The sequence below is a fragment of the Janthinobacterium sp. JF4 genome (assembly GCF_059617925.1).
In genome coordinates, this window is record NZ_JCAQAV010000001.1 from 142,817 (window position 1) to 168,209 (window position 25,393).

Annotated in this window: 18 protein-coding genes; 11 read left to right on the forward strand and 7 right to left on the reverse strand. The window is 64.0% G+C overall.

Going from position 1 to position 25,393, the window contains the following annotated elements; all coding sequences use genetic code 11:
* Window positions 1–48: 48 nt before the first annotated feature.
* Window positions 49–3,495: a DUF748 domain-containing protein gene (locus tag AC54AF_RS00545; protein WP_496634529.1), complete on the reverse strand. Its 3,447-nt coding sequence runs from the start codon at window positions 3,493–3,495 to the stop codon at window positions 49–51.
* 238 nt (window positions 3,496–3,733) lie between these two features.
* On the opposite strand from AC54AF_RS00545, the gene AC54AF_RS00550 reads away from it, so the two are divergent.
* The 3 genes from AC54AF_RS00550 (at window position 3,734) to AC54AF_RS00560 (ending at window position 8,653) form a co-directional block, all read left to right on the forward strand.
* On the forward strand, window positions 3,734–5,878 hold the full coding sequence (locus tag AC54AF_RS00550; protein ID WP_496634531.1) for a TonB-dependent siderophore receptor: 2,145 nt from the start codon (window positions 3,734–3,736) through the stop codon (window positions 5,876–5,878).
* 207 nt (window positions 5,879–6,085) lie between these two features.
* A complete protein-coding gene (locus tag AC54AF_RS00555; RefSeq protein ID WP_496634533.1) occupies window positions 6,086–6,481 on the forward strand; it encodes a DUF2946 domain-containing protein in 396 nt (131 codons plus the stop codon).
* Window positions 6,482–6,574: 93 nt separating this feature from the next.
* The gene (locus AC54AF_RS00560) at window positions 6,575–8,653 is read left to right on the forward strand and encodes a TonB-dependent receptor (RefSeq protein WP_496634535.1); all 2,079 of its coding nucleotides are present in this window, start codon (window positions 6,575–6,577) and stop codon (window positions 8,651–8,653) included.
* Between the two features lie 152 nt (window positions 8,654–8,805).
* Here the strand turns inward: AC54AF_RS00560 and AC54AF_RS00565 are convergent, their stop codons facing one another.
* Window positions 8,806–9,030 (reverse strand): hypothetical protein, encoded by a 225-nt coding sequence (locus tag AC54AF_RS00565; protein ID WP_496634537.1) that lies wholly within the window; start codon window positions 9,028–9,030, stop codon window positions 8,806–8,808.
* Window positions 9,031–9,283: 253 nt separating this feature from the next.
* On the opposite strand from AC54AF_RS00565, the gene dsdA reads away from it, so the two are divergent.
* Genes dsdA through AC54AF_RS00580 form a run of 3 tightly spaced genes read left to right on the forward strand, consistent with a single transcriptional unit; the run spans window position 9,284 to window position 12,394 of the window.
* Window positions 9,284–10,615, forward strand: coding sequence for a D-serine ammonia-lyase (gene dsdA, locus AC54AF_RS00570; protein WP_496634538.1), 1,332 nt, complete (start codon window positions 9,284–9,286; stop codon window positions 10,613–10,615).
* Window positions 10,615–11,535 (forward strand): DNA-binding transcriptional regulator DsdC, encoded by a 921-nt coding sequence (gene dsdC / locus AC54AF_RS00575; RefSeq protein ID WP_496634539.1) that lies wholly within the window; start codon window positions 10,615–10,617, stop codon window positions 11,533–11,535. The genes dsdA and dsdC overlap by 1 nt, the downstream gene beginning before the upstream one ends.
* A 43-nt stretch (window positions 11,536–11,578) precedes the next feature.
* A complete protein-coding gene (locus tag AC54AF_RS00580; RefSeq protein ID WP_496634541.1) occupies window positions 11,579–12,394 on the forward strand; it encodes a ferritin-like domain-containing protein in 816 nt (271 codons plus the stop codon).
* 13 nt (window positions 12,395–12,407) lie between these two features.
* Here AC54AF_RS00580 and AC54AF_RS00585 read toward each other — a convergent pair whose 3' ends face one another.
* Window positions 12,408–14,534 (reverse strand): DNA topoisomerase IB, encoded by a 2,127-nt coding sequence (locus AC54AF_RS00585; protein WP_496634543.1) that lies wholly within the window; start codon window positions 14,532–14,534, stop codon window positions 12,408–12,410.
* 92 nt (window positions 14,535–14,626) lie between these two features.
* On the opposite strand from AC54AF_RS00585, the gene AC54AF_RS00590 reads away from it, so the two are divergent.
* The gene (locus AC54AF_RS00590) at window positions 14,627–15,010 is read left to right on the forward strand and encodes a YkvA family protein (RefSeq protein WP_496634545.1); all 384 of its coding nucleotides are present in this window, start codon (window positions 14,627–14,629) and stop codon (window positions 15,008–15,010) included.
* On the opposite strand, the gene AC54AF_RS00595 is transcribed toward AC54AF_RS00590, so the two are convergent.
* The 3 genes from AC54AF_RS00595 to AC54AF_RS00605 all read right to left on the reverse strand — a co-directional run bounded on the left by AC54AF_RS00595 (window position 15,007) and on the right by AC54AF_RS00605 (window position 18,763).
* Complete coding sequence (locus AC54AF_RS00595; protein ID WP_131686141.1) at window positions 15,007–16,197, reverse strand: serine hydrolase; 1,191 nt, start codon at window positions 16,195–16,197, stop codon at window positions 15,007–15,009. The genes AC54AF_RS00590 and AC54AF_RS00595 overlap by 4 nt on opposite strands.
* A gap of 107 nt (window positions 16,198–16,304) precedes the next feature.
* The gene (locus AC54AF_RS00600; protein WP_496634547.1) at window positions 16,305–17,600 is read right to left on the reverse strand and encodes a cation:proton antiporter; all 1,296 of its coding nucleotides are present in this window, start codon (window positions 17,598–17,600) and stop codon (window positions 16,305–16,307) included.
* Window positions 17,601–17,647: 47 nt separating this feature from the next.
* Window positions 17,648–18,763 (reverse strand): mechanosensitive ion channel family protein, encoded by a 1,116-nt coding sequence (locus AC54AF_RS00605; protein WP_496634549.1) that lies wholly within the window; start codon window positions 18,761–18,763, stop codon window positions 17,648–17,650.
* Window positions 18,764–19,022: 259 nt separating this feature from the next.
* Here AC54AF_RS00605 and AC54AF_RS00610 point away from each other — a divergent pair, with 259 nt between their 5' ends.
* From AC54AF_RS00610 to AC54AF_RS00620, 3 genes are read left to right on the forward strand one after another with little or no spacing between them, the layout of a single operon-like run.
* A complete protein-coding gene (locus AC54AF_RS00610; RefSeq protein ID WP_496634551.1) occupies window positions 19,023–21,290 on the forward strand; it encodes an alpha,alpha-trehalose-phosphate synthase (UDP-forming) in 2,268 nt (755 codons plus the stop codon).
* Window positions 21,290–22,051 (forward strand): trehalose-phosphatase, encoded by a 762-nt coding sequence (otsB, locus tag AC54AF_RS00615; RefSeq protein ID WP_496634553.1) that lies wholly within the window; start codon window positions 21,290–21,292, stop codon window positions 22,049–22,051. Before AC54AF_RS00610 ends, otsB begins: the two co-directional genes overlap by 1 nt.
* 3 nt (window positions 22,052–22,054) lie before the next feature.
* A complete protein-coding gene (locus AC54AF_RS00620) occupies window positions 22,055–23,941 on the forward strand; it encodes a glycoside hydrolase family 15 protein (protein WP_496634555.1) in 1,887 nt (628 codons plus the stop codon).
* Window positions 23,942–24,117: 176 nt separating this feature from the next.
* On the opposite strand, the gene AC54AF_RS00625 is transcribed toward AC54AF_RS00620, so the two are convergent.
* The gene (locus AC54AF_RS00625) at window positions 24,118–24,294 is read right to left on the reverse strand and encodes a hypothetical protein (protein ID WP_496634557.1); all 177 of its coding nucleotides are present in this window, start codon (window positions 24,292–24,294) and stop codon (window positions 24,118–24,120) included.
* A 137-nt stretch (window positions 24,295–24,431) separates the two neighbouring features.
* On the opposite strand from AC54AF_RS00625, the gene AC54AF_RS00630 reads away from it, so the two are divergent.
* On the forward strand, window positions 24,432–25,337 hold the full coding sequence (locus tag AC54AF_RS00630) for a hypothetical protein (protein ID WP_496634558.1): 906 nt from the start codon (window positions 24,432–24,434) through the stop codon (window positions 25,335–25,337).
* Window positions 25,338–25,393 lie beyond the last annotated feature (56 nt).

The window sequence follows — 25,393 nt, forward strand, 5'->3', positions numbered from 1 at the left end:
CCCGCATTGTCCAACGAGGGGCTGCCGCCAGACCGGGGCAGCCCTTTCTTATTGCGCCGCCAATCCCAGCTTCAAGCCCACCAGCTTGCCCGGCGCAGCCTCCGTTTTTTCCGGCGCGCCGGCGCTGACCCTGGCCGCCGGCGTGCCGTCCTGTTGCAGGGCTGCCAGGATGGCCGCGCTGCGCTGGGTGCCCAGCTTGCTCAAGGCGTCGGCAGGCAAGGGCTGCTTGGCTTCCAGCTGCTCACGCAAGCCGTTGTAGAAAGCGCCCGTGTCGGCCACTTGCGGTTCTCCCTCGATCAGCTTGCCCAGGCGTTGCAAGACGGGGATTCTTGCCGGAGCCGGAGTGGAGGCGGCCGCCGCAGGCGCAGCCGACTCCGCCGCCTTCTTCTGCTTGTCCAGCTCGGCCTTGCCGAAGCGTTCGCCGTACAGCTCGCGCAGGGCGCCCCGTATCTTGCGTTCGCCCAGGTTCAACGGCCCCGGTTCTTCGCCCGCTTCGAGCTTGATGCCGGCCTTGGCGGCGACGGCGCGGCGCACGGCCTGGGCGCGCAGGGCGGCCGCATCCGTGTCGCTGTACTGGCCTGGCACGGCCAGTTTCAGCTGTTCGCGCTTGGCGAGGATTTGCGCCACCTGCTTGAGCTTTTCCCGCTCGGGCGGCAGCAGCACGGCGCTGCCCGGGTCAAAATCGATGGCTTCGAGCTTGTCGGCGCTGATGCCCAGCAAGTTGCCCAGCGCGCGGAACGGTGCCGTGACGATCTTCGTCAGCACATTGCCCACGGCTTTCCAGATCAGGGCGCCGTAGCTGAATTGCGGGTCGTTCATGTCGCCCGACACGGGCAAACCCAGGTCGATGCGTCCATCCGAGTCCTTGAGGATGGCCAGCGCCAGTTCCAGGGGCAGCTTCAAGGCGTCCGGACTGTCGATGCGCTCGCCCAAGGTCAGCTTGTCGAGCACGATCTGGTTGGTGCCGTCGAGCTGTCGGTTGCGCACCTTGTATTGCAAGTCCAGCGAAATCTTGCCTTCAGCCACCTTGTAGCCGGCGAATTTCATCGTGTACGGCGAGGCGGAGACCATGTCGACATTCTTGAAGACCACGTTCAAGTCCGTGTTGTCGGTCGGCGCAAACGGATTGAGTTGGCCACGCACGCGGGCCAGGCCGAATTCGTCGATGCGGCCATTGAGTTCGATCTGGCTGCGCGCATCGCGCTTCGTCGACAGGCCCGTGACGACGCCATTGAGTTCATAGATCTTGGCGGCGAACTGGGGCCGCAAGCTCAGGTCGGCAAAGTCCAGCTTGGCATTTTGCAGGCGCACGCGGCGCACGCGCACGGGAAAGGCGGCGTCGGCTGTTGTTGGCGTCGCCGTGGTCGCTGGTGCGGCAGCTGGCTCGGGCGCCTTGACCAGCAAGCGCTGGGCGTTCAGGCTGCGGTCGTTTTCGATGATCAGCTGGGCGTTCGGTTCCACCACGCGCAGTTCGGGAATGTCGACGAAGTCGGGACCCACGCTGGCCGTCAGCTTGTCGGCGCGCACGCTTTTCCACGAGGCGAAGCGCTTGCCATCCGTTTCATTGAGCACGAGGCCGGCGATATCCACGCCGCCCTCATAGCGTACCTTGGGCGCTTTCGGCGCGCCGCCACCCGTCGTCAGGCGGCCGCTGCCGGAGAGCGTGCCGCCCGCCAGCTTCAGCTTCACATGCTGCGCCAGCAAGGGTTGCACGGGGGCCAGGGTCAGCTGTTTCAAGTTCAGCTGCGCATCGACGGCGGCCGTGCCCGGCACGAACTTGCCATTCGCCGTCAATAGTCCACCTTCGCGCAGGCCCACGCCCAGCTCGAACGGCAGCGCCTGTTTCATGTCGTTGCTGACGTCGTGCAGGGACAATCTGGCATCCTGCAGATTGCCCTTGATGCCAGTGCCCGCATCGTCGAAACGGGCGTCGAACTTGCTCAGCTCCACCTTGTCTATCTTGGTGGACCAGGGCGCGGAAGGTGCTTCCCTGGCCGTGTCGGCCTTGTTGGAGGCAAACACGGGCAGCTTTTGCGCAATCGCAAACTCTCCCTGGCGGTTGCGCGCCAGGTCGATCTGCGCGCCGCTGGCCGTCACGGCGCCCAGGTGCACGGTATGCGCCGCCAGGTCGATCTTGCCGTCTGTAAATCCCAATTGGGCCAGCTTGAACGGCGTTTGCACACCCCGCTGCATGGCCAGGTCCGCCAGGCTGAAATGCGTGCCGTCGATCACGGTGGCCATGCCCGCTGGACCTTGCTGCAAGCCCAGTTGCAGCTGCAGTTGCAACTGTTTCGCGCTCAGTTGCAAAGCCGGCGAGACGGTTTCATCGATGGCGGACACGTCCACATTGGCCAGCGCCAGCTGATGCAAGTCCACTTTCCACTTGCCAGGCTTGGCTGGTGCGGATGCTGCCGGTGCTGCCGGTGCGGGCTTGCCCGGCAGCATCAGGTTCGCCACGTCGATCTCGCCGCGGCTGTCGCGGCGCACGGCCACCTTGCCGCCGTACAGATTGATTTTTTCCACCGTGACGCTCTGGCGCGCCAGGTCCACGTTCACGCCGGCGATGCCCAGCGTGTCTAGCGAGGTAAACGGTGCATCTTTGCCATCTTGCCCCAGCGCCAGGTCGCGCAAGGCCAGGCCCGCGCCTGTGACCGTGGCTTGCAGCGTGCCGTCGGCATAGGAAAAGGCGTAGGGCAGGCGCGCCGACAACTTGCCACTCGTCACCGTGGCGCGCGTATACGCTTTCAGATAGGCGGCCAGGCCGGGCAGGGACGCGTCGTTCAGTATCAGTTCGCCTTCGCCACGGATGGGGCTGAGCGAGGCCGTGCCGCGCCAGTGCAGCTTGCCGCCGCGCGCCGCGTCCGCGCTGAGGCTGTAGCTGCCGTTGGCGTCGGGCAGGGTCGAGATATTGTCGAGCGTAAAGTTGATCGGCGTGAAGTTGTCCGCATAGCCCGCTTTCTGGTCTTGCCAATCCACTTTGCCTTGTTCCAGCGCAAAGTGGGCAATGACGAGGCGCGGCATGCCGCCGTCGCTCTTTTCCGGGTGCTTGCGTTGCCAGGTGGCCAGCACTTCAGCCAGGTTGAACTTGCCGTCCGGCGTGATCGTCAGCTGCGCCTGCGGCGCCGTGATGCGGATTTCCGCCAGGCTCCAGGCGCGGCGCACGATGGATTTCCATTCCAGCTGCACGGCCAGGGCGCCGATCGACAGCAACGGCGCACCGCTCTTGCCATCCGCGCTGGCCGCTTCCTTGAAAGCGATCTGGTCCGCTTCCAGGCGCAGGGTAAACGGGTTGAAGCGCACGTCGGCGATGCTGGCCTGGCGCGCCAGTTCCTTTTCAGCAAATTTGGGTAGCTGGTGCTTGATGACGTAGGGCACCAGCCAGAAGCCGGCCGCGCTGTAGGCGGCCAGGGCGCAGCCTGTGCCAACGGCCCAGCGCTGCCAGCGTTTCCAGCGAAATGTTTTCGTCTGCACGCTTTTGTTGTCGATTGTGTTCACGAACTGACCTTTAATATCTTGTTGGGCGGCGCACTGTGCGCGCCGTGACTGTCAGTATGCCTCTTTGCGGCCTCGTCTGCAAAATCCAAACGTGTTCAAGTGATAACAGGCGCCCCGGTGACCTTGTTTCTTCTGCAAAACTCTCACAAAGTCACTTTTTCTTGATAATGATTCTCATTACCGGTATCATGGCCGCTAACCGTAAGTTCCCATCTGCACATATTGAAAGCCTGAATTCATGCCTGTCGTCTCTCCCCGCACCCGCTTGCTTCCCGTCGCCGCAGCCCTGTCGCTGGCCTTCGCTTCCCACGCCGCGCTGGCGGTCAATGCGGCCGGTGGCCAGGACGACCTGACGGCTGGCGATGAGAAAGTCATGCAAGCCGTGCAGGTAACGGGCGCGCGCGCGCAAGGTCTGGTGCCGCTCACCACGGAGGCGGGCAGCTTTCGTGGCGCCAGCATCATGGACGTGCCGTCGACCGTCAACGTGATCACGCGCGAATTGCTGGAGCAGCAAGCCGTGTCCGGCCTGTACGATGCCGTGCGCAATACGGCCGGCGTGACGCGCCAGCAAAACGGCGGCGAAACGTGGGATCAATTGGTGATACGCGGCATCGCCGTGGAAAACCGCACGAATTACCGGCTCAACGGTTCCATGCCCATCATGAACTTTTCGCAAGTGCCCATGGAAAACAAGGAGCGGGTGGAAGTGCTGAAGGGCGCCTCGGCCCTGTACTACGGTTTTACTTCGCCGGCTGGCGTCGTCAATTTCGTCACCAAGCGGGCCGGCAGCCAGCCTGTCAGCAGCATGGGCTTGAGTCTCGACGACCGTGGCAGTTTTGTTGCGAACGTCGACCTGGGCCGCCGCTTCGGCGCGCAGCAGGAGTTCGGCGTGCGCGTGAACGCGGCCGGCGGCACCCTGGGTTCCTATCTCGATAACGTGGGCAACGGCAACCGCCGCTTCCTCTCCACGGCGCTCGACTGGCGTGTGACGAACAAACTGCTGCTGAAGGCGGACCTGGAGTACGAGCGCCGCCGGGTGACGGAGCAGGCGGGCGTGGCCTTGCCCACCGCCGTGAAAGGCGTGATCAGCCTGCCGCGCGCCGTCGATCCGCGCCAGCTGATCGGCCCCGACTGGTCGGCTTTCGAAGCGCAAACGAAAAACGCGCAATTGCGCGCCGACTACGCCATCGCGGATGGCTGGGCCTTGACGCTGGAAGCGGGCCACGCGGAAACGGCGCGCGACCGCCGCCTGGCCATCTTTCGCCTGAACAACGCGGCCGCGCTGGCCACGGGCGCGGGCCGCATCACGGGCAATATCCAGCACAGCGTGATGGCGTCGGACTTGCTGCGCGCGGAACTGGCCGGCAATTTCAACACGGGTTTCATCGCCCACGAACTGACCCTGGGCGCGTCGCGCACGGACAAGTCGCAAGATGCTATTTATCAGAGCAACTATACGATTGCCTCGCAAAACCTGTACAACCCTGTGCCTGTGACGAATGTCGTGTTCGGTCCCAAGCCGAGCACGCCCACGACGGCCGCGCTCGACACGCGCGACACGGGCCTGTATGCGCTCGACCGCATGGTCTTCAGCCCGCAATGGCAAAGCGTCCTCGGCGTGCGCCGCAGCAGTTACCAGAGCGACCAGGGCGCCAGCCACTACGACGTCAGCAAGACCACGCCGATGGCGGCATTGATCTACAAGGCCACGCCCGAGCTGTCGTTCTACGCATCCACGGCGCGGGGGCTGGAAGAGGGCGAAACGGGCCCGACGGGCACGCTCAACCAGGGCGTCAAGATGGCGCCAGGTGTGAGCAAGCAGAAAGAATTGGGCGCGCGCTGGCTGACGCCGGGCGGCACCTTGCTCTCCGCCGCGCTGTTCGACATCACGCGCCCCGGCTATTACACCAACGCCAGCAATGTGTTCACGTCGGAGGGCGAGCAGCGCTACCGCGGCCTGGAACTGTCGACGCAGGGGACGCTGACGCGCCAGCTGACGTGGCAGACGTCGGCCCAGTTCCTCGATCCAAGCTTTGCGCACATCAACGCCGACTACAACGGCAAGGCGCCGGAAAACGCGTCGAAACGCACGGCCAGCGCCTTCCTCGCCTATGCCTTCGATGGCGTGCCGGGCCTGTCCGTCAACGGCGGCGCGTATTACTACAGCGCCCGTCCCGTCAACGACCTGAACCAGGCCTTCCTCGGCGGCGTGAGCCTGTTCAGCGCGGGCGCCCGCTATGCGAGCCGGGTGCTGGACAAGGCCGTCGTGTGGCAGCTGAACGTGGAAAATGCGGCCGACAAGCGCTATTGGGCTGGCGCCGGCACGCGCCTGGCTTCCGGCGCGCCGCGCGCCATCAAGCTGTCGATGAAGGTGGATTTGTAAGAACGCCTATCAAAACCTACTGCGCGTCGTAATTTGCGGCCTGCGATGCTCACTGGCTCGGCGCCCCCGTACCTTCGTACAGTTGCGCTTCTTGAGCCAACGGGGGCGCCGAGCCTTCCTTCCGCTCGCTACGGTTTTGTCAGGCGTTGTAAGTCAGGTTTGACCTGCGCCCTGTGCGCAGGGTGCTTGCCCTGATACAATGTTGCCATGTTCATCAGCAAAGGCAAGGCCGGCATCGTCCTGTGGATCGCGTGTATCGCCATCTTCCTGGCCGCGCTCGCCCCTACGGTGTCGCGCGCGCTGACGGTCGCCAGCGGCCTGGCCGTGCCCAGCCTGGAAATCTGTTCGGTGGCGGGCGGCATGACCATGCTGCCGGCAACACTCGCCACGGACGCGCCCGATACCTCCAAGGGCAGCATGCGCATGGGCGATTGCCCGTGCTGCAGCATGCATGCGGCCACCCTCGATATTCCCCCAACGACCCTCGTGCTCGCTTCCGGAGAAATCCTCACGGGCTTGCTGCCGCTGCTGTTCTACCAATCCGCCACGCCGCTGTTCGCCTGGACGCCCGTCCAGCCACGCGGGCCGCCCGTCACTTTCTGATCTGTCCCTTTGCCTGAACGGCCTTGCGCCGCGCGTCACTGTGCTGCGCTGGCGTCCGTTCGTCTTACCCATACAGAATCTGAAAGCAGCACCATGAAACATTTACCGTTATTGATTTCCCTCGCCATCGCCATGCCCGCCGTGGCGCAAACCCGTAGTGAAGAGGTTTTACCCGAGATGAAAGTCATCGTCGCGGGCCTCAAGCAAGGCTACCGGCCCGCCGCCGACACGGCACTGATGCTCAGCAGCACGCCCGGCTACAGCGTGGCGGCCGGTGGCGGCGTGTCCGGCTTGCCGGTAGTGAACGGTTTTGCCGATGACCGCATCAAGATTCGCATCGACGGCATGGAACTGACATCGGCCTGCGCCAATCACATGAATGCGCCGCTGTCCTATATTGATCCGCAACAAGTGCAGCGCATCAAGCTGATCGCGGGCGTGACACAAGTCAGCGCGGGCGGCGACAGCATCGGCGGCACCATCGAGGTGCAATCGAACGCGCCCGTGTTTGCCCAGCCCGGCGCGGGCTTGCTGACGCAAGGCAGCTTTGCCGTCTCGGGACGCAGCGTCAACAACAGCGTGGCGACCAGCGTGAACGCCTCGGCCGCCAGCGACACCTTGAGCGTCGGCTACAGCGGCGCCTACACGCGGGGCCACAGCTATGAAGATGGCCATGGCAACAAGGTGCTGGCCAGCATGGTTGAAAGCATCAACCAGTCCATCGTGCTGGCGGCCAGGCGCGATGGCCAGCAGCTGACCCTGCGCGCCGGCGTGCAGCACATCCCGTACCAGGGTTTTCCGAACCAGTACATGGACATGACGGACAACCACGGCCAGTTCGCCAATCTCGCTTATCAGGGCACATTTGCCTGGGGCGTGCTGGACGCGCGTGCCTACTGGCAACAGACGGACCACGAGATGGGCTTCTTCAGCAGCGAGCGGAAGGGCTCGATGCCGATGATTACGAATGGACGCAATACGGGCTATGCGCTGATGGCCAGCTTGCCGACCGCCGTGGGCGAGTTGCGCCTGGGCCAGGAGTGGCATGGTTTCCGTCTCGACGATTACTGGCCGGCCGTGCCCGGTTCCATGATGATGGGGCCGCGCACCTATCTGAACATCAATGACGGCAAGCGCGACCGCATGGTGCTGTTTGGCGAGCTGGAAACGCGCCATGATGCGCGCTGGACGAGCGTGCTGGGCGTGCGCGGCGAATCCGTGCGCATGGAGACGGGCGACGTGCAATCGTACGGCACCAACATGATGAACATGCCGGACCTGATGGCCGCCAGGACCTTCAATGCGCGCAGCCGCAACCAGCGCGACACGAACATCGATGCCTCGGCGCAAGCGACCTTCACGCCGGATGCGGCCAGCAGCTATGAATTTGCGCTGGCGCGCAAGGTGCGTTCGCCCAACCTGTACGAGCGCTATTCGTGGGGCCGCGGCTCGATGGCCATGACCATGACCAACTGGTTTGGCGACGGCAACGGCTATGTGGGCGATATCGACTTGAAACCCGAGACGGCTTACACGGCGGCCTTCACGGCCGACTGGCATGGCGGCGGCGAGGAGGGCTGGTTCGTGCGCGTCAATCCCTACTACAGCAAGGTCGACAATTACATCGATGTCGATGTGCTGGCGCCTTTCCACCCGTACATGAAAATGGGCGCGAACGGCAACTTGCTGCGCTTTGCCAACCACGACGCCAAGCTGTATGGCGCCAATCTGGCGTGGCAGTTGCCTTTGGTGCGCAGCGCGCGCTGGGGGCGCTTCATGGCCATGGGCAACGCGGCATACACGCGGGGCAAGCGCAGCGACGGCGGCGACCTGTACCGCATGATGCCGTTCAACGCCTTGCTGGCCGTCGAGCACAAGCTGGGCGCCTGGAGCAGCCGCATCGAAACGAAGATTGTTGCCCGCAAGGACAAGGTCGATGCGCGCCGCTTCGAACCCGAGACGGGCGGCTATGCCCTCGTCAACCTGCGCAGCAGTGTAGCGCTGGGCAAGATGGCCAGCCTGAGCGCGGGCGTGAGCAACCTGTTCAACCGCGCATATGCGGACCCGCTCGGTGGCGTGTACCTGTCGGGCTTGAAATCGAACGGCGGGACGCTGCAAGCCTTGCCGGCCGAGGGCAGGTCGATTGATCTGGGGCTGCAGCTGACATTCTAAGGCTGGCGGTCAGACATGGCGCCTTTCAGCTGCCGCTGCGGGAGGTGGAAGGCGCCTGCTGGAAACACAGCATCGGCGATAGCCATGTGCTTGCGACGATGTGCGCATGTTTCTTCGAGTATCCAGCCCCCAGGTAATCCGGCACAAAGCCTTCAGTTTCCGCCTCCACTCTTTTTTCGCCGTGCCCCCGTCAGGACGCGCAGCGCGGTGTCGATCGGCACCTTGTTCTTGGCCAGATAGGCGGCGGCCGTGGCGGTATCGAGCATTTCCTGAAAAATAATGCCGACCTCGACCTTTTGGGCCGTCAAATCGTCCTGTCTTGCACAGTCGACGATGTCCATATCCACAGCAGTGACCTTCTCATTCTTGGAGCGCATTTTTACCTCAGTAGAAAAGAGAAAAAATGTCTCCTTTTATTTGCCTTAAAGATAACTTATTTTTGTGACTTTGTGGAAATTTTTCTTTAATCGATAGTGCATTCAAGAATTAAATTTAGCTATGGGCCAAGGTCAGTGCCTGGAGATGAATACGGCATACATGACTTGCCGTCATGCAGTGCCTGATCAACCATCCTTTGCCAGCGGCGCCCGGATGCGGTCTAATCATGGCTTGTTCCTTGACGAGGTTGCCATGCTGCCCACTCCCGCCATCGCCGCGCTGCGCGAAAAATTTCCCCTGATTACAGAACTGATGGCCTTGCAGCCCTTGAGCTGGTTCAATCCCCGCATCGCGCCAGCGGCCGAGGCCTTGAACGACGTGGGCTTGACGGCGGACGACGTGGCGGACGCCGGCGCGCGCCTGGCGCGTTTTGCCCCATATCTGGCCAAGGCTTTCCCGGAAACGCAGGCCAGCGGCGGCGTCATCGAGTCGCCCGTCGTGCCGCTGCCGGCCATGCAGGCGGCGCTGGGTTTGGCGTCAGGCATGACGAGCGGTCAGCTGTGGCTCAAGCAGGACAGCCATTTGCCCATTTCCGGCTCGATCAAGGCGCGCGGCGGCATCTATGAAGTGCTGAAACACGCGGAAATGCTGGCATTGGATGCCGGTCTGCTGAAGGCGGGCGATGATTACAGCCTGCTGGCCAGCGACGCCGTGCGGGCCTTCTTTGGCCAGTATGCGATCGCCGTCGGCTCTACGGGCAATCTGGGCTTGTCGATCGGCATCATGAGCGCGCGCCTGGGCTTTCGCGCCACCGTGCATATGTCGGCTGATGCGCGGCAGTGGAAGAAGGACACATTGCGCAGCCACGGCGTGACGGTGGTCGAGTACGCGACCGACTACAGCGTGGCCGTGGAAGCGGGGCGCAGGCAGGCGCAGAGCGACCCCACTTGCCACTTCGTCGACGATGAAAACTCGCACGATCTGTTTCTCGGCTACGCGGTGGCGGGCCAGCGCCTGCAAGCCCAGTTCAAGGCAAACGGCGTCAAGGTGGATGCGGATCATCCCTTGTTCGTGTACTTGCCGTGCGGCGTCGGTGGCGGCCCAGGCGGCGTGGCCTTCGGCCTGAAACTGGCCTTTGGCGACCATGTCCACTGCGTCTTTGTCGAGCCGACCCATTCGCCATGCATGCTGCTGGGCGTGTACACGGGCTTGCATGATGGCATCAGCGTGCAGGAAATCGGCATCGACAACCTCACGGCCGCCGATGGCCTGGCCGTGGGACGCCCGTCCGGCTTTGTCGGGCGCGCCATGCAGCGGCTGATCGACGGCTACGCTACCGTCAGCGATGAAGAACTGTACCGTTTGCTGGCAATGCTGGAGCAAACGGAGCAGTTGCGCCTGGAACCGTCCGCCGTGGCCGGTTTCGCGGGCATCGCCCCCGTGCTGGCCGCGCCGCAATATCAGCCGCACCTGGATACGGCCACGCACCTGGTGTGGGGCACGGGCGGCAGCATGGTTCCCGAGGCGGAAATGGCCGCCTACGTGGCGCGTGGCCGCGCGCTGCTGGCAGCCGGAGCCGTTTGATGCCGGCCGGCGCGCCGATCAGGGCTACGCTGACGGCCAGCCAGTTCGCCAATCTGCACACTTTTCTCGTGGCGGCGCGCCACGCCAGTTTCGCGCTGGCGGCGCAGGAACTGGCGCTCACGCCCAGCGCCGTCAGCCACCGCATCGCCCGGCTGGAGTCGAGCCTGGGCCGGCGCCTGTTCGAACGATTGACACGGCAAGTCAAGCTGACGGCCGACGGCGAACGCATCTTCGCCGCCCTGCAAATTGGCTGGGATGGCTTGCACGCGGCCATAGCCGTTGGAGACACGCTGGCGGGCGGCGTCAGCGTACATGCGCGGCCCTCGGTGGCGCAATGCTGGCTGGTGCCGCGCCTGGCAGGCTTCGCTGCGCAGTATCCGGACGTGTCGATCGATTTGCGCGTAGGCAATGATAGCGTGGACTTTCGCGCCGGCCAGGTCGAGCTGGCCTTGCACTATGGCGATGGCAACTTTCCCGGCCTGGCCTCGCGCAAGCTGATGGATGAATGGCTGGCGCCCGTCTGCAGCCGGCAATATGCACGCGACCACGGCTTGCTGGAGATGCCACACAATTTGTCAGGCGCGACGCTGCTGCACGACACGCTGGCCTGGCCCGCCTGCGCGCCCGATGCCGAGTGGCGACTGTGGCTGGACGGGCAGGTGCCAGAGGTGAGTCTGCCCGCGCGCAGCCTGCGTTTCGACCGCGCCGACCTGTGCGCGCAGGCCGCCATCCACCACGCGGGCGTGGCCATGGGCCGGCGCCAGCTGGTGCAGCCGTGGGTCGACAGCGGCCAGCTGGTCTTGCCGTTTGGCGGGTTTGCGCTGGCCAGCCCACAGGCGTATTACCTCGTGCATGCCGCCCGGCCACTGCCGGCGAGAGTGCAGGCGCTGCTGGACTGGCTGATGGGGCAGGCAATTTGATACACTGCGCCCCTTATTCAAGAACGCGCACGAAGGAAGCATCATGCACGCACCATCCCCACTGACCTTCACCGCGCCGCAGGAATTGCGCACGGCTGCGCTCGCCTGCCTGCTGGAACCGGACCCGGCGACCAAGGTGGCGATGGTGGCGGCCATGGCCGAGGCGCAGCTTTCTCTCGATGCGCAAGCGCCTTTGGCGCCGACCGGCGCCGTGCCGGGGCGTCCCGAGCGCCCGGAACTGGTGCCGCCGCGCCTGGTGGGACGGCGGTCGATGATCACGCTGGAAGGGCGCGCCATGCTGGTCCACGCGCTCGCGCATATCGAGTTCAATGCCATGAATCTGGCGCTCGACGCCCTGTGGCGCTTCCCGGACCTGCCGGCCGAGTACTACACGGACTGGCTGCGCGTGGCGAAAGAGGAAGCCACGCACTTCGCCATGCTGCAGGCGCACCTGCAGGTGCTGGGCCACACGTATGGCGACTTCCCCGGCCACGACAGCCTGTGGGAAATGGTCGACAAGACGCGCGGCGACGTGCTGGCGCGCATGGCGCTGGTGCCGCGCACGCTGGAAGCGCGGGGGCTGGACGCGATTCCGCCGCTGCGCGCCAAGCTGGCGCAGGCGGGAGACATGGCCGCCGCCGCCATTCTCGACATCATCCTGCGCGATGAAGTGGGGCATGTGGAAATCGGCAACCGCTGGTATGGCTATCTGTGCGATCAGAGGGGCCTGGAATTGCGCGCCACCTATGCCGAGCTGGCGCTGCGCTACGAAGCGCCCACCTTGCGCGGCCCGTTCAACCTGGAAGCGCGGCGCCGGGCGGGGTTTTCGGAGCTGGAACTGGCCGATTTGCCCGCCTGAATCTGTCGCGGCGTCACGGATGGGCCGTGATGCTGATGTGCCAGTGGCTCAGGTGTCCCGTTTCGATATGCACTTTGATCGGCTTGGTCCAGGCCCCCGCGCCGGGGATCTTGTCGGCAGGATCGGCGGAAAAACGCCCGTCGACGAGGGCCAGCTTGATGAAGCTGGGGCCGATGTAGATGACGCGCGTGCTGGCCAGCGCCGCTTCCTGGGCCAGCATGGCCCGGTTCGCCGTGATCCACGCCTGCAGGGCCGCCAGTTTCGGCTTTTGCGCGGGGTTGGCCACCACTTCCGCCTTCGCGTCGTTGATCAGCTTGTGAATGGCGGCGCCATCGTTCTGGCCGCCCAGCGCGTCCGTGTAGCCGCCCGCGCCGTCCGCGTAGCGCAAGTCGATCTGCTGGCCATCGCTGTGGCCGCTGTGGCCGAGGATGGAGCGGCCCGTTGCCGTCTGCGTCACGTGCTGGCCGCTGATGTCGTCGAAACGATAAGCCTTGCCCGCCAGCCAGGCGATGGCCAGGCGCGTGGCCCACGAATCGCCGCCCGCGTCGCGCGTGCCGTAGCGCCGCGCCGCCAGCGCCGCCTCATTGTTGGCCAGATACAGGGGGATGTAGGCCGTGCTGCCCTTGAACTCCACTTGCCCCCCTTCGGCCGGATCGGAGCTGGCGTCGGCATTGTCGACGCGGCCTTTCAGGCGCACCGCGACGACGGCCTTCTGGTCGATGGCGCCGGCAAGGGCGGGCAGCACCAGGCTGGGGAATTTCACTGTGCCGGCAGTCTTGGTATTGGTCTGGGACAATAGATTCTCCGTGCTGAAGGCGGGATCGCCGCCGCCCGACGAAATGCCGATGTTGACTTCCGTAATGGTCGCCGCCGCCGGCGTGTAGTGCAGTTCCAGCGGCAAGGTGTGCGTGGCCGTGGCCGTTCCTTGCGACACGGACACATACGGCCCCGGCACATTGCCCGTCAGCTTGATCGGCTGCAGCACGGGATGGGCGGCTTTGTTCGGCGAGAGGAATTTTGCCAGTGTCACCTTCAAGCCTTTGCACGCGAGGCTCAGCTCCACCGTCGTCAAGGTCGCCAGGGCGCTGTCGCCGATATTCGTGGCGCTGACATTGCCACCCAGACTCAACGCCCCAGCCTGGGTTTGCTTGCTGACGTCGACGCACTCTGTCCTGACGATGGTGCCCTGCGTGAAGTGCGTCTGGTTGACGGCGCCCGTGGCGGCCAGGTTGACCCCGGGCAATCCGGTCACGGCATACGACCAGGTATCGTTGTACTGGCTTTGCGCCGTCGTATAGGTGGGATACTCGGCTGTGCTGACGGTGATTTTCACGCCCACGTTGTTCGTGCCTTTGGGCACCATGAAGGCGACGGGCGACGTGATGGTCTGGTTTTGCGCGGCCGCCATGGCCGTGAAAGTCTTGCTGCCCTCGTCATCGTGCGGCGTGACGTCGCCCGAGTCGATGCCATGGCGCACGCCATCGGCATCCACATACTGAAACAGTTCCTGGCCCGGCAGTTCGCGCATGCGCTGCAGCACCCTGGCAAGGCGCCGGTCGCTCAGGCGGATGTCGTGGCGCACGCCGCTCTTGCCCTTGAAGTGAAAGGCCACGGCGCTGCCGTCGACCTGCACGTGGCGCGTGCGCAGGGTGGTCAGGCCGAACGACTTGTTCGTGCGCGCGTATTCCTCGTTGCCGATGCGCATCATCGTCAATTCCAGCAGGTGCACGATGGTGGCCAGCACTTTTTCACGCGGCAAGCCCGGCAACTGCATGCCGCGCGCGACGGCGGCGCGGATGGCGGGCAGGGCGCGGCCAAAGCTGAGCATGCGCTCATATTTCACGTCGTCGCGCACCAGGCGCCAGCGCGCATGGTAGCGGTATTGCTTGCGTCCGCGCGCGTCGCGTCCCGTCGCCTGCAGGTGGCCGTTGGCGTGCGGACAAATCCACACGTCCGTCCAGGCCGGCGGAATGGCCAGTGCCTTGATGCGCGTCAAGGCACTGGCATCGCGCAGGATCAGCCCGTCGGCGTCGCGGTAGCGGAACTTGCCGGGCCGGCCCAGGCGGGCGATGCCGCTTTGATGGTCGCCCGTGTAGCGCAGGCCGGCGGCGCGGGCCGTGGTGGTGGCAGATATTTCCATGGTGATAGCTTACCTTGCAGGCCGCGCACCCGGCGCGCCGTTATGCTAAGGTGCGCATTCGTAACGCCGCGCGCGGCAGACAGGAGCAGCAGATGTTTGGCAGAAAAAAGAATCTGGAACAAGACCACGCCCCCCAGACCGACAAGCAGTATGAAAAGAAATACACGGAAGACAGCTTCTGGGACAAGGTCGTCAAGTTCGCCAAGACGGCGGGACGCGAAGTCATCGAAAAAGCCCTGTGGCTGTACTACGCGGCGCAGCAGCCGAACACCCCGCTGTGGGCCAAGACGGCCATCTATGGCGCGCTCGGCTATTTCATTTCACCCATCGATGCCGTGCCCGACATCACGCCCGTGATCGGCTATGCGGACGACCTGGCCGTGCTGGCGGCAGCCGTCGCCACGGTCGCCACCTACATCACGGCCGAGGTCAAGGAACGCGCCGCCGAGAAACTGCGCGGCTGGTTCGGCGCCTAGCCCTGCTTGACAGCGGGTGCGCCGCTGCCGCCATGGGCCAGCAGGCGCCGCACGACTTCTTTCTGGAATGAACGAAATTCCTTGTCGGCGCTGACGTTGGCGAAGGCCAGCACGGCCGTCCTGCTGGCGCGGTCGACGCAGACGACGGACGCGGCGCCCGGGTCGCCGCCGCCGTGCGTGGCCAGCGGCTTGCCGTCGACGTCGCGCAGCAGCCAGACCAGGGCCTGGCGCACGGACGCATCGGCGGGCGAAACGGGAGCCGCTTGCGGGGCGAAAAACAATTGCAAGGTGGCGTCTTGCAGGTAGCGGTGGCCCTCGACCCGGCCGCCATTGCTGAAGATGGCCAGGAAACGGGCAAAGTCATGTGCCGAGCTGCGCAGCAGGCCGGCCGGCCAGTCCGGATAACCGACGGGCGGCAGCGCTTGCAGGCCCGGCTCCTTGTGCGCATACGGCTGGGCCACGACGGCGCGCCGCGGCAAGCCGGCCAGGCTCCAGGCCGTGCTGTCCATGCCCAGCGGTTCGAACAGGTGCTCGTGCGTGTAGGCGTCGAGGCCATCGGGGTTCAAGCGGCCCACCAGATAGCCGAGCAGGGCGATGCCCACATTGCTGTAGCGCCATTCCGTGCCGGGCCGGGATGCAAACGACAGGTCCGCGTCATACCAGGCGCCGCCGCGCGACAGGTAACCCTTGACGAAGTCGCGCAGCGGTAATCGCGGGTCGCCCTGCACGGCAAATGCCGTCGTCTTTTCGTACACGGCATCGGAAATGCCCGAGGTGTGGCTGAGCAAATGGCGAAAGGTGATGGGCACGTCGGGAAACTTCGGATGCATGAGAGGGAAGTCCAGGTAGGCCGCCACCTTGTCGTCGAGCTGGAAGGCGCCCTGTTCCAGCAGCATCATGACGGCCGTGGCCGTGACGAGCTTGCTGACGGAGGCGACATGGAACACCGTGCCGGCATCGGCTTTCTTGCCAGCCTGGATGTCGGCCCAGCCATAGCCGCGCGCGAAAATGGTTTGCTCGCCGCGCACCACGGCCACGCTCATGCCCGGCGTTTCCGTGCGGGCCAGGCCTTCGCGCATGAAGCCGTCAAATGCCGTTTCCCACGCCAGCCTGGCAGGATCGGTGGCGCAGCCCGTTTGCAGCAGGGCCAGTGAGACGCCCAGTCCCAGCACGCTTCTTCGTTTCATTGCTTCTCTCTTTTGCCATTTTTAATGATCTTAACAATATTTTCGTCCGCCATCGGGGCAATTGACAAAACATTGCTGTGTAGCAATGATAAAAGGGGCTGGCCGGCCTATTTGCGCCAGTAGCGTTCCAGCAAGGGTTTGACTGTCAGGCCGTGCGCGACGATGGAGAGGATGACGACGACCACGGTGATGTCGGCCAGTTCGCGCGCCAGGCCGCGCGGCAATCCATGCGCGATGGCATAGCTGAGGTAGTACAGCGAGCCGATGCCGCGCACGCCGAACCAGGCGGCCAGTCCCCGCAGGCGCACGCTGGTGCCCGACGCCAGCAAACCGAGCATCACGCTGGCCGGACGCGCCACCAGCAGCAGGAACAGCGCCACGCTCCACGCCTGCCAGCGCCAGGCGGCTGCCGTGACGGCGCCGCCCAGCAACAGCACCAGGGTCAGTTCGGACAGGCGTTCCAGGTGTTCCTTGAAGACGAGCGATTCGCCGCTGACGGTCAGCGGCACCTCGCTGTCGTGCGGCTTGGCGGCGGAAACGGCATGGGTTTCCTCAGCCTGCAGCAAGCCTTGCCGGTCTTTTGGCGCACCGGCCAGCCGCAGTTCCGTCTGGCGCAAGGCCACGCCGGCAAAGAACACGGCCAGGAAGCCCCACGCGTGCAGCCAGGTGGCCACGCCATACACGAGGGCGATCAAGCCCAGGGCCGCCAGGTCGTCCAGCATGGCGTGTTTCGGCTCCTTGGCGCGCACTTGCCAGCCCAGCCACGCCAGCAGCGCACCGCCGGCCGCGCCCAAGGCGATGGCGCCCGCGCTGGCCCAAAGTAAATCGCGCCACAGCCAGGTGGCGCCATGCGGCCCCAGTTCATGCAGACCCAGCAAGCCCAGGCCCAGCATGACGAAAGGAAAGCCGCTGCCATCGTTCATGCCCGCTTCGCTGGTCAACATGAAGCGCAATGGCTCGCTGTCGCCCGCATGGCGCAGCTGCACGTCGGTGGCCAGCACGGGGTCGGTGGGCGCGAGGATGGCGCCCAGCAGCACGCCCGCGCCCAGGGGCAGGCCCAGCACCCAGTAGGCGAAGGCGGCCACCAGGGCCACGGAAATGGCCATCGACAGCCACGCCAGGCGCAGCGACGGCAGCCAGCGCGCCAGGCTGAAGGGCACGGGCATCTTGACGCCGGCGGAAAACAGGGAGATGAGGACGGCGATTTCCGTCAGGGTTTCCAGCAGCGGCGCCTGCCGCACCAGGTCGAAAGCAAACAGGCCGAGGAACATGGGCCCCAGCAGCAGGCCCACGCCCAGGTAAGCCATGGCCGACGTCAAGGGCAGGCGCGCGATGCGGTCGGCGCCCAGGCCGCGCGCCAGCATCAGGCAGCCGATCAGGATGAACCAGGCGGTGGTGTTCATGCGGCCCATTGTAGCGGCGCGCGGACAAGGGCAGCGCGCCGCAGGTTTTATGCCTTCTCGAACGCCACGCTGTCGTTCTGCGCCTGCATGGCGCGCACTTCGATCGGGTCGTGCGTGGAGCGCAAGCGGGGCAGGCTGTGCGGGTAGTGGGCGGTGATGAAGGCCAGCATCTGCTCGCGCACGATGCAGCGCAGCTCGAAGGCCGTGCCGGAATCCTGCGCACTGATGAGAAAGCGCACGCGCACGGCCCGCTCGTTCGAATCCGTCGCCTGCACCGTGCAGACGCGGCCATCCCATTGGGTGGCGGATGCGCAGATACGCGTCAGTTCCGCGCGCAGCGGCTCGATCGGGATGCTGAAGTCCAGCCACAGAAAGACCGTGCCCAGGATGTCCGAGGAGGTATGCGTCCAGTTCTCGAACGGATTTTCAATGAACCACTGCAACGGCACGATCAGGCGCCGCTCATCCCACACGCGCACGACCACGTAGGTGCCCTTGATTTCCTCGACCGTGCCCCATTCCCCATTGACGATCAGCACGTCGTCGATGCGGATGGGTTGAGAAAACGCAATTTGCAGCCCTGCAATGAAATTGCCGAGCACGGGGCGGGCGGCGATACCGGCCACCAGGCCCGCCACGCCGGCCGAAGCGAGCAGGCTGGCGCCGATCTGCCGCGCGCCGGGCAAGGTCAGCAGCACGAAGGACAGGCCCAGGATGACGACGATGGCGTGCGCGCTGCGCGTCAGCACGCGTGCCTGGGTGATGCGGCGCCGCGCGCGCAGGTTGTCGGCCGCGTCGACGGGATTGATCTGGGAAATCGTGATGGAAAGCGACTCGATGCATTGCATGGACAGCCAGGTCAGCGCGATGATCAGCGCCACGCTGGTGACATGCGACATGGCAACGAGGCCCGGCGTGTCGTCGGGCGCGCCAGCCAGCACCATGCGCAGGCCGAAGACGATCAGGCACAGCTGGCTGGCGCGGAAGGCCACGCGCGCGAGGTTGCTGGTGAACGGGTGGCCATTGGCCAGTTTTTTCAGCAAGCTGATGCCGACCCGGTGTACGACGATGGCGACCACGGTGACGAGCAGGGCGGAAACGAGCACGGTCAGCGCCGAGCGCAGCGGGCCTCCCATCAGCGAGTGAAACGTGCTGAGATCCATAGGCGAAAACTCCTTGAAATGGGTGAGATGGATGTTGGAAGCGGCTATTTTACGGGTAGATGGCGTCGCGGGGACGTGCGTTGCCGAACGGATAAGACCTGCATCGAGGTAGATACTGGCGTAAATTGCTGCGCCGCGTCATGCCACGTTGACGTTTCACTACGAAAAGCAAACGCGCGTCGCCGCATTGGAAACATAGCCATACTTGCCATGCTTTTTGTTTTTGCAAAGGAAACCGATGATAGTACGATCACTGCGAATGTCCTTGCGCTTCATCCTGCCACTGGCCCTCATGCTGGGATTGTTTGCCTATATTGTGGTACCCCTGTTGGACAATATTACCTTGCGCTGGTATGTGCGCGACCTCGACAGCCGGGCGGAATTGCTCGCTGGAACCCTCCGGCCCTCGCTCACCGACTACCTGCCCGAAAAAGATGCCACCCGCATCGGCGAACTGTTCCAGGGCGCCACGCGCGACGAACGCCTGATCGCCATCGGCTTTTGCGACAACGCGGGCCACTTGCTCTACCAGTCCGCGCAATACCCGGCCTCCATCGGCTGCTGGAGCACGCCTTCCACGGGTGGCTTGTACAAATCGCTGGCGCAATTGCCGCAAGGGCAAGTCCACATCAGCGAAACGCCCGTCATGCAGGATGCGTCCCAGCTGGGCCGGCTGGTGCTGGTGCAGGACATGAGCTTTGTCGAACGCCGCAATACCGATACCAAGCGCTTCATCTTTGCCTTCCTGGCCGTGCTGGCCGTGCTGATTTCCCTGATGACCGTGTTCGTGGCCCACCTGAGCTGGCGCGGCTGGCTGTCGGCCGTGAAAGATATCTTGCGCGGCGAATTGCTGCCCCGCAGCGTCACGGCCGTCCAGGCTGCGGATGCGCCGGCCGCCGCGCCCGCGCCGCCGCCGGAAATGCAGCCGCTGATCGGCGACTTGCGCGAATTGCTGCAGGAATATCACCTGGAGCGCCAAAGCGATAGCGGCTGGTCGTCCGACTGGACGCCGGACAAGCTGCGCGCCTTGCTCGAAGCGGACTTGCAGGGCGACCAGGTGCTGGTGGTGTCGAACCGCGAACCGTATATCCACACCAGAACGGAAGATGGGATCACGGTGCAGCGCCCGGCCAGCGGCCTGGTGACGGCCGTGGAAGCGGTGATGCGCGCCTGCTCCGGCACGTGGATCGCGCATGGGGCCGGTTCCGCCGACCGCGAAACGGTGGATAAACTCGACCATGTTCCCGTGCCGCCCGACAACCCCAGCTACACCTTGCGCCGCGTATGGCTGACGCAAGAGGAAGAGCAGGGCTACTATTATGGCTTCGCCAATGAAGGCATGTGGCCGCTGTGCCATATCGCCCACGTGCGCCCCGTCTTCCGCTCGTCCGACTGGGAGCAGTATGTAAAAGTCAATCGCCGCTTCGCCGACGCCGTGATCGCCGAGGCGAAGACGGACAATCCCGTCGTGCTGGTGCAGGATTACCACTTTGCCTTGCTGCCGCGCATGGTGCGCGAAGCGTTGCCGAAGGCGACCATTATCACTTTCTGGCATATCCCCTGGCCGAACTCGGAATCGTTCGGCATTTGCCCCTGGCGCGAAGAAATCCTCGACGGCTTGCTGGGCAGCACGATTCTGGGCTTCCACACGCCGTTCCACCGCAAGAATTTTCTGGAAACGGTGGACCGCTACCTGGAAACCCGTATCGAGCCAGAGGCTTCCACGATTTCGTATGGCGGCGAGATGACGCAGGTCGAGGATTACCCGATTTCCATCGCCTGGCCCGAGGATAATCCCGAGCAGCCCGACGTGGCGACGTGCCGCGCGCAAATCCGTGCCGAGCTGGGCGTGGCGCCCGACCACTTGCTGGGCATTGGCGTCGACCGCCTCGACTACACGAAAGGCATCGTCGAGCGCTTCCAGGCAGTCGAGCGCATGCTGGAACAGCAGCCTGGCATGGTCGGCAGTTTTACCTTCGTGCAAATTGCCGCCCCCAGCCGCGCGTCGCTGGATGAATATCAAAGTTTTGACGCCAGGGTGCGTAAGATGGTCGAGCGCATCAACCGCCGCTTCGGCAGCGGCAGCTATGTGCCCATCCTGCTGAAAGCGGAACACCATGGACAGGACGATTTGCAGCGCTATTTCCGCGCCTCCGAAGTGTGTATGGTGACAAGCTTGCATGACGGCATGAATCTGGTGGCCAAGGAATTCATTGCCGCCCGCGACGACGAGCTGGGCGTGCTGGTGCTGTCACAGTTCACGGGCGCCGCGCGCGAACTGCACGAAGCGCTGATCATCAATCCGTACCACATCGAGCAGGGCGCCGACGCCCTGTACCGCGCCCTCGTGATGCCGCCCGTGGAGCAGCGCGAGCGCATGAAGAGCATGCGCGCCCGTGTGAAACATTTCAATGTCTACCGCTGGGCCGGGCGCATGCTGCTGGACGCGGCTCGCTTGCGCCAGCGCGACAAGGTCATGACCAAGATCGACGCCCACAGCCGCATCAAGCGGCGCAAGGGGATCTGATGACAGATATGCCTGACGATAGCGCGGCCCTGTTGCAACTGCTGAGTACGCCCGGCAGCGCCGTTTTCCTCGACTTCGACGGCACCCTGGTCGACCTGGCGCCCACGCCCGATGGCGTGCGCCTGGAACCGGGCGTGATCGAAGCGCTGGCGCTGCTGGCCGAGCGCCACGGCGGCGCGCTGGCCCTCATTTCCGGCCGTCCCGTGGCCCAGATCGACGCCATGCTGGCGCCCTTGAGCCTGCCGGTTGCTGGCGTGCATGGCGTGGAGCGGCGCGGCGCCGATGGCAGTTTCAGCGTGGCGGCCACGCCCGACGTGTCACCCGTGCTGGCGCGCGCCAGGGCGCTGGCGGCGATGCACCCCGGTTTGCTGGTGGAGCAGAAGCGGGGCGCCGTGGCCCTGCATTACCGGCTGGCGCCCGAACTTGAGCAATTGTGCTTGCAGGAAATGACGGCAGCCGTGCAAGCGTGCCCGGGGGTGTTGCTGTTGCATGGAAAAATGGTGCTGGAAGCCAAGCCAGCCGCCACGGACAAGGGTGGCGCCATCGCCGCCTTCATGCGCGAAAGCCCGTTTGCCGGCCGCCGGCCCGTGTTCGCGGGCGACGATACCACCGACGAGGCAGGCTTTGCCTTTGTACAACAAGTTGGCGGGCAGGGCGTGAAAGTGGGCAAGGGCCCCAGCGCCGCCACCCTGCGCCTGGCCAGCCCGGACGCCTTGCGCGCCGCGCTGCTGGCCGCTTCCGTATCCCCCTTCAAGGAGTAGCCGATGAGCATATCCAAGGAACAAGCCTATGACACGCCCAGCGGCGCCGCCGCTTCGCTGGCCGCTTCCGCCACCGCGGCGGCCAGTGCATCGGCACCCGCCACGCCCATCCAGGCTAGCCTCAACTGCGGCGTGGTGGGCAATTGCGCCTTCAGCGCCCTGATCGACCAGGCAGGCCAGGTCGTCTGGTCTTGCCTGCCCCGTTTCGATGGCGATCCCGTCTTCAACAGCCTGCTGGACGCGACGGAAAACGGTAGCGTGTGGGGCATCGACATCGAAAACCATGCGCGCAGCGAGCAATTCTACGAGCCGAACACGGCCGTACTGCGCACGCGCCTGTATGACACCGAAGGGCGCGGCGTGGAAATCACGGATTTCGCGCCCCGTTTCCTCAGCCGCGACCGCATGTTCCGCCCGCTGATGCTGATCCGCCGGGTGCGGCCGCTCGATCACGCCGTGCGCATCCGCGTGCGCCTGCGTCCCCGCTACGACTGGGGCAGGCTGGCGCCGCAGATCACGCAGGGCAGCCACCACATCCGCTACGTGGGGCCGGAACAGACCTTGCGCCTGAACACGGATGTGTCACTCAACCATGTGCTGAGCGAAACGTACTTCGTGCTGGGCGGCACGGCCAACTTCCTGCTGGGCCCCGATGAAACCCTGGCCGGCGGCATCGACGAGACGGCGCGCATCTTCGAAAAGGAAACCATCAACTATTGGCGCACCTACACGCGCCGCCTGGCCGTGCCGCTGGAATGGCAGGACGTGGTGATCCGCGCGGCCATCACCCTGAAACTGTCGCTGTATGAAGACACGGGCGCCATCATCGCCGCCATGACCACCAGCATCCCGGAAGCGCCCGGTAGCAGCCGCAACTGGGATTACCGCTATTGCTGGCTGCGCGACGCCTTCTTCGTCGTGCGGGCATTGAACAGCCTGTCGGAAGTGGGCACGATGGAAGAGTATCTGCGCTGGCTGACGAACATCGTCGCCCGCTCGAAAGGCGGCCACATCCAGCCCCTGTACGGCATCGGCCTGGAAGAGCAGTTGCCGGAATCGACGCTCGACCATCTGCCCGGCTACCGGGGCAACGGCCCCGTGCGCGTCGGCAACCAGGCGCAGGAACACTTCCAGCACGATGTGTACGGCAACATTGTATTAGGCGCCGCGCAGGCTTTCCTCGACCACCGCCTGTTCCACCGGGCGGGAAAAGCCGAGTTTGCCGCGCTGGAAGCCGTGGGCGACCAGGCCTTCAGGCTGCACGCGGAGCCGGACGCGGGCATGTGGGAGCTGCGCACGCGGGCGCGTGTCCACACCTCGTCCATGCTGATGAGCTGGGCCGCCTGCGACCGCCTGGCCAAGGTCGCGCATAAGCTGGGCTTGCCGGACCGGGCCGACCACTGGAACAGCCGCGCCGTGCTGATCCGCGAGAGATTGCTGCGCGAAGCGTGGAGCGAGGAGCGCCAGGCCTTCGCGGAAAGCCTGGGCGGGCGCGACCTCGATGCGTCCGTCTTGCTGATGGCGGAAGTCAACTTCATCGACCCCATGGACCCGCGTTTCATCGCCACCGTCGATGCGCTCGAAGCATCGCTGTGCGACGGCCCCTACATGCGCCGCTACGAAGCCCCCGACGATTTCGGCAAGCCGGAAACAGCCTTCAACATCTGCACCTTCTGGCGCATCGACGCCCTGGCGCGCATTGGCAGGAAGGACGAAGCGCGCAAGATCTTCGAAACGATGTTGATGGCGCGCAACCACCTGGGCTTGCTGTCGGAAGACACGCACCCCGTGACGGGGGAGATGTGGGGCAATTTTCCGCAGACTTACTCTATGGTCGGCTTGATCAACTGTGCTGTGCGGTTGTCGGCGCCTTGGGATAGTGCTATTTAAGTGCGGGCCTGGATCGCGGGCCTGAGAAAATGTCCATGGCTGCGTTGCTTGGGCTTGCCGTACATTCGTACTGTCTGCGCCCGCGCGCCTTGCCCTGGGCATTTTTCAGGCCCGCTGGGCCCGGGGAGCCCGGGTTTCTGACTCGGGCCTTGGTTTGCTTTGCCATTGTTTAGATATCAAGTCGAAATTTTTGGTAAAGCAGGCTCGCGGCGCCCATACAGCCTGCACTCCGCCGCCAGCGCCAGCAGGGTGATTTGCTGGTGCGAGCCGTTGTGGGCGTCCAGCGGCAGCAGTTCGATGCGCGAGCTGAAGGCACGGACCCGGCCGGGCAGCAGGCTGAGAACTGCTCGCAAGAACAATCTAAGTTTTCTGCTACACCACGTTACAGTGCTGACCAAGCAGGCTAATACTCCTCTAGATCACATGGGTGCTGTATACTTTGCCTTAGATCGAGCTAGTTCAACACTGTAACAAACTGATTGTATGAACCATGAAAACTAGATCCACACCTTTGCGCACGAGCGTTAAGCAAGTTGGCTCTCAGCCAATTTTCGCTTTATCTCCAAACACGACAGATGCCCTCGACATATATGCGCGCACAAAAAGAAAACAGCGCGATACGACAACTTGGTTCTCAATGTGCATGAGGGCACCAGCGGCTGCTGTATTTTTTAAAGGTTCGTGCGACAGTGTAGTTTTCAGGCTCACGGCCTGTGACGTAATTGCGGAGGCATACCACGAGCTGCGAACTGGGATTGAAGTTGAAATAATTAGCCCTTCCATGGTCTACAAAGTGCGAGAGCGAGCTAACTCGTTGCTTAACGAACTTCCTACGGCGCAATATCTTCCCCCAACCGCAGCGACATCTGATTTTCTGTCAGGATTGCAAGCATTATGTATCTACGCGCCGCCGATCTTCGTTCCGACCAATCGATCAGGAGACCCTACCAGACGTTCTCTCACGCTCACACTAGCAAAAAAATTCGCGAAAGCTTTTAGTTCAGTACCGGTCGATTACGTGCACTATCTTATTACCATAGCTTGGCCCACGGTAAGCCTTAGTGCAACGCGACGTGTACTTACGTCCGAGGTAACAGAGAAGATAAAGCGGCAGTGCGAGATTGATAGAAAGGCTGAGAGTACTGCTCGTACGCACACGCACTTGACCCTACTGGCTGCGAGTAGTACAAGGCGAATCATTTTCCCTGAGAATGCAGATGAAATCGAGAACCTCGAAGAGCAAATTGGTCGAATTAAGCGAGGGCTGCGGCGCTTTTCAACAGATGCGTCGTCCCTCAGGGCAATGCTTGAAATCGTCAGCGACATCCAAGACCCAAGTTTGGCCTCAGGACTTAAGGCAGTTTTAAGTACCCAACTCAAAGAGTATGTGGCGTAAGGGTTGGACTAGCGCAAATCATGTGTTTTCAATGATTTTGCGCTAGAGCGCGAATT

What these genes read in the sequence shown, in the direction of transcription:
- AC54AF_RS00620 (WP_496634555.1), top strand. Translation starts at nt 22,055, where the DNA reads ATGAGCATATCCAAGGAACAAGCCTATGACACGCCCAGCGGCGCCGCC.
- AC54AF_RS00565 (WP_496634537.1), bottom strand. Translation starts at nt 9,030, where the DNA reads ATGCGCTCCAAGAATGAGAAGGTCACTGCTGTGGATATGGACATCGTC.
- dsdA (WP_496634538.1), top strand. Translation starts at nt 9,284, where the DNA reads ATGCTGCCCACTCCCGCCATCGCCGCGCTGCGCGAAAAATTTCCCCTG.
- AC54AF_RS00630 (WP_496634558.1), top strand. Translation starts at nt 24,432, where the DNA reads ATGAAAACTAGATCCACACCTTTGCGCACGAGCGTTAAGCAAGTTGGC.
- AC54AF_RS00560 (WP_496634535.1), top strand. Translation starts at nt 6,575, where the DNA reads ATGAAACATTTACCGTTATTGATTTCCCTCGCCATCGCCATGCCCGCC.
- AC54AF_RS00550 (WP_496634531.1), top strand. Translation starts at nt 3,734, where the DNA reads ATGCCTGTCGTCTCTCCCCGCACCCGCTTGCTTCCCGTCGCCGCAGCC.
- AC54AF_RS00610 (WP_496634551.1), top strand. Translation starts at nt 19,023, where the DNA reads ATGTCCTTGCGCTTCATCCTGCCACTGGCCCTCATGCTGGGATTGTTT.
- AC54AF_RS00580 (WP_496634541.1), top strand. Translation starts at nt 11,579, where the DNA reads ATGCACGCACCATCCCCACTGACCTTCACCGCGCCGCAGGAATTGCGC.
- AC54AF_RS00600 (WP_496634547.1), bottom strand. Translation starts at nt 17,600, where the DNA reads ATGAACACCACCGCCTGGTTCATCCTGATCGGCTGCCTGATGCTGGCG.
- AC54AF_RS00605 (WP_496634549.1), bottom strand. Translation starts at nt 18,763, where the DNA reads ATGGATCTCAGCACGTTTCACTCGCTGATGGGAGGCCCGCTGCGCTCG.
- AC54AF_RS00595 (WP_131686141.1), bottom strand. Translation starts at nt 16,197, where the DNA reads ATGAAACGAAGAAGCGTGCTGGGACTGGGCGTCTCACTGGCCCTGCTG.
- AC54AF_RS00585 (WP_496634543.1), bottom strand. Translation starts at nt 14,534, where the DNA reads ATGGAAATATCTGCCACCACCACGGCCCGCGCCGCCGGCCTGCGCTAC.
- dsdC (WP_496634539.1), top strand. Translation starts at nt 10,615, where the DNA reads ATGCCGGCCGGCGCGCCGATCAGGGCTACGCTGACGGCCAGCCAGTTC.
- AC54AF_RS00555 (WP_496634533.1), top strand. Translation starts at nt 6,086, where the DNA reads ATGTTCATCAGCAAAGGCAAGGCCGGCATCGTCCTGTGGATCGCGTGT.
- AC54AF_RS00590 (WP_496634545.1), top strand. Translation starts at nt 14,627, where the DNA reads ATGTTTGGCAGAAAAAAGAATCTGGAACAAGACCACGCCCCCCAGACC.
- otsB (WP_496634553.1), top strand. Translation starts at nt 21,290, where the DNA reads ATGACAGATATGCCTGACGATAGCGCGGCCCTGTTGCAACTGCTGAGT.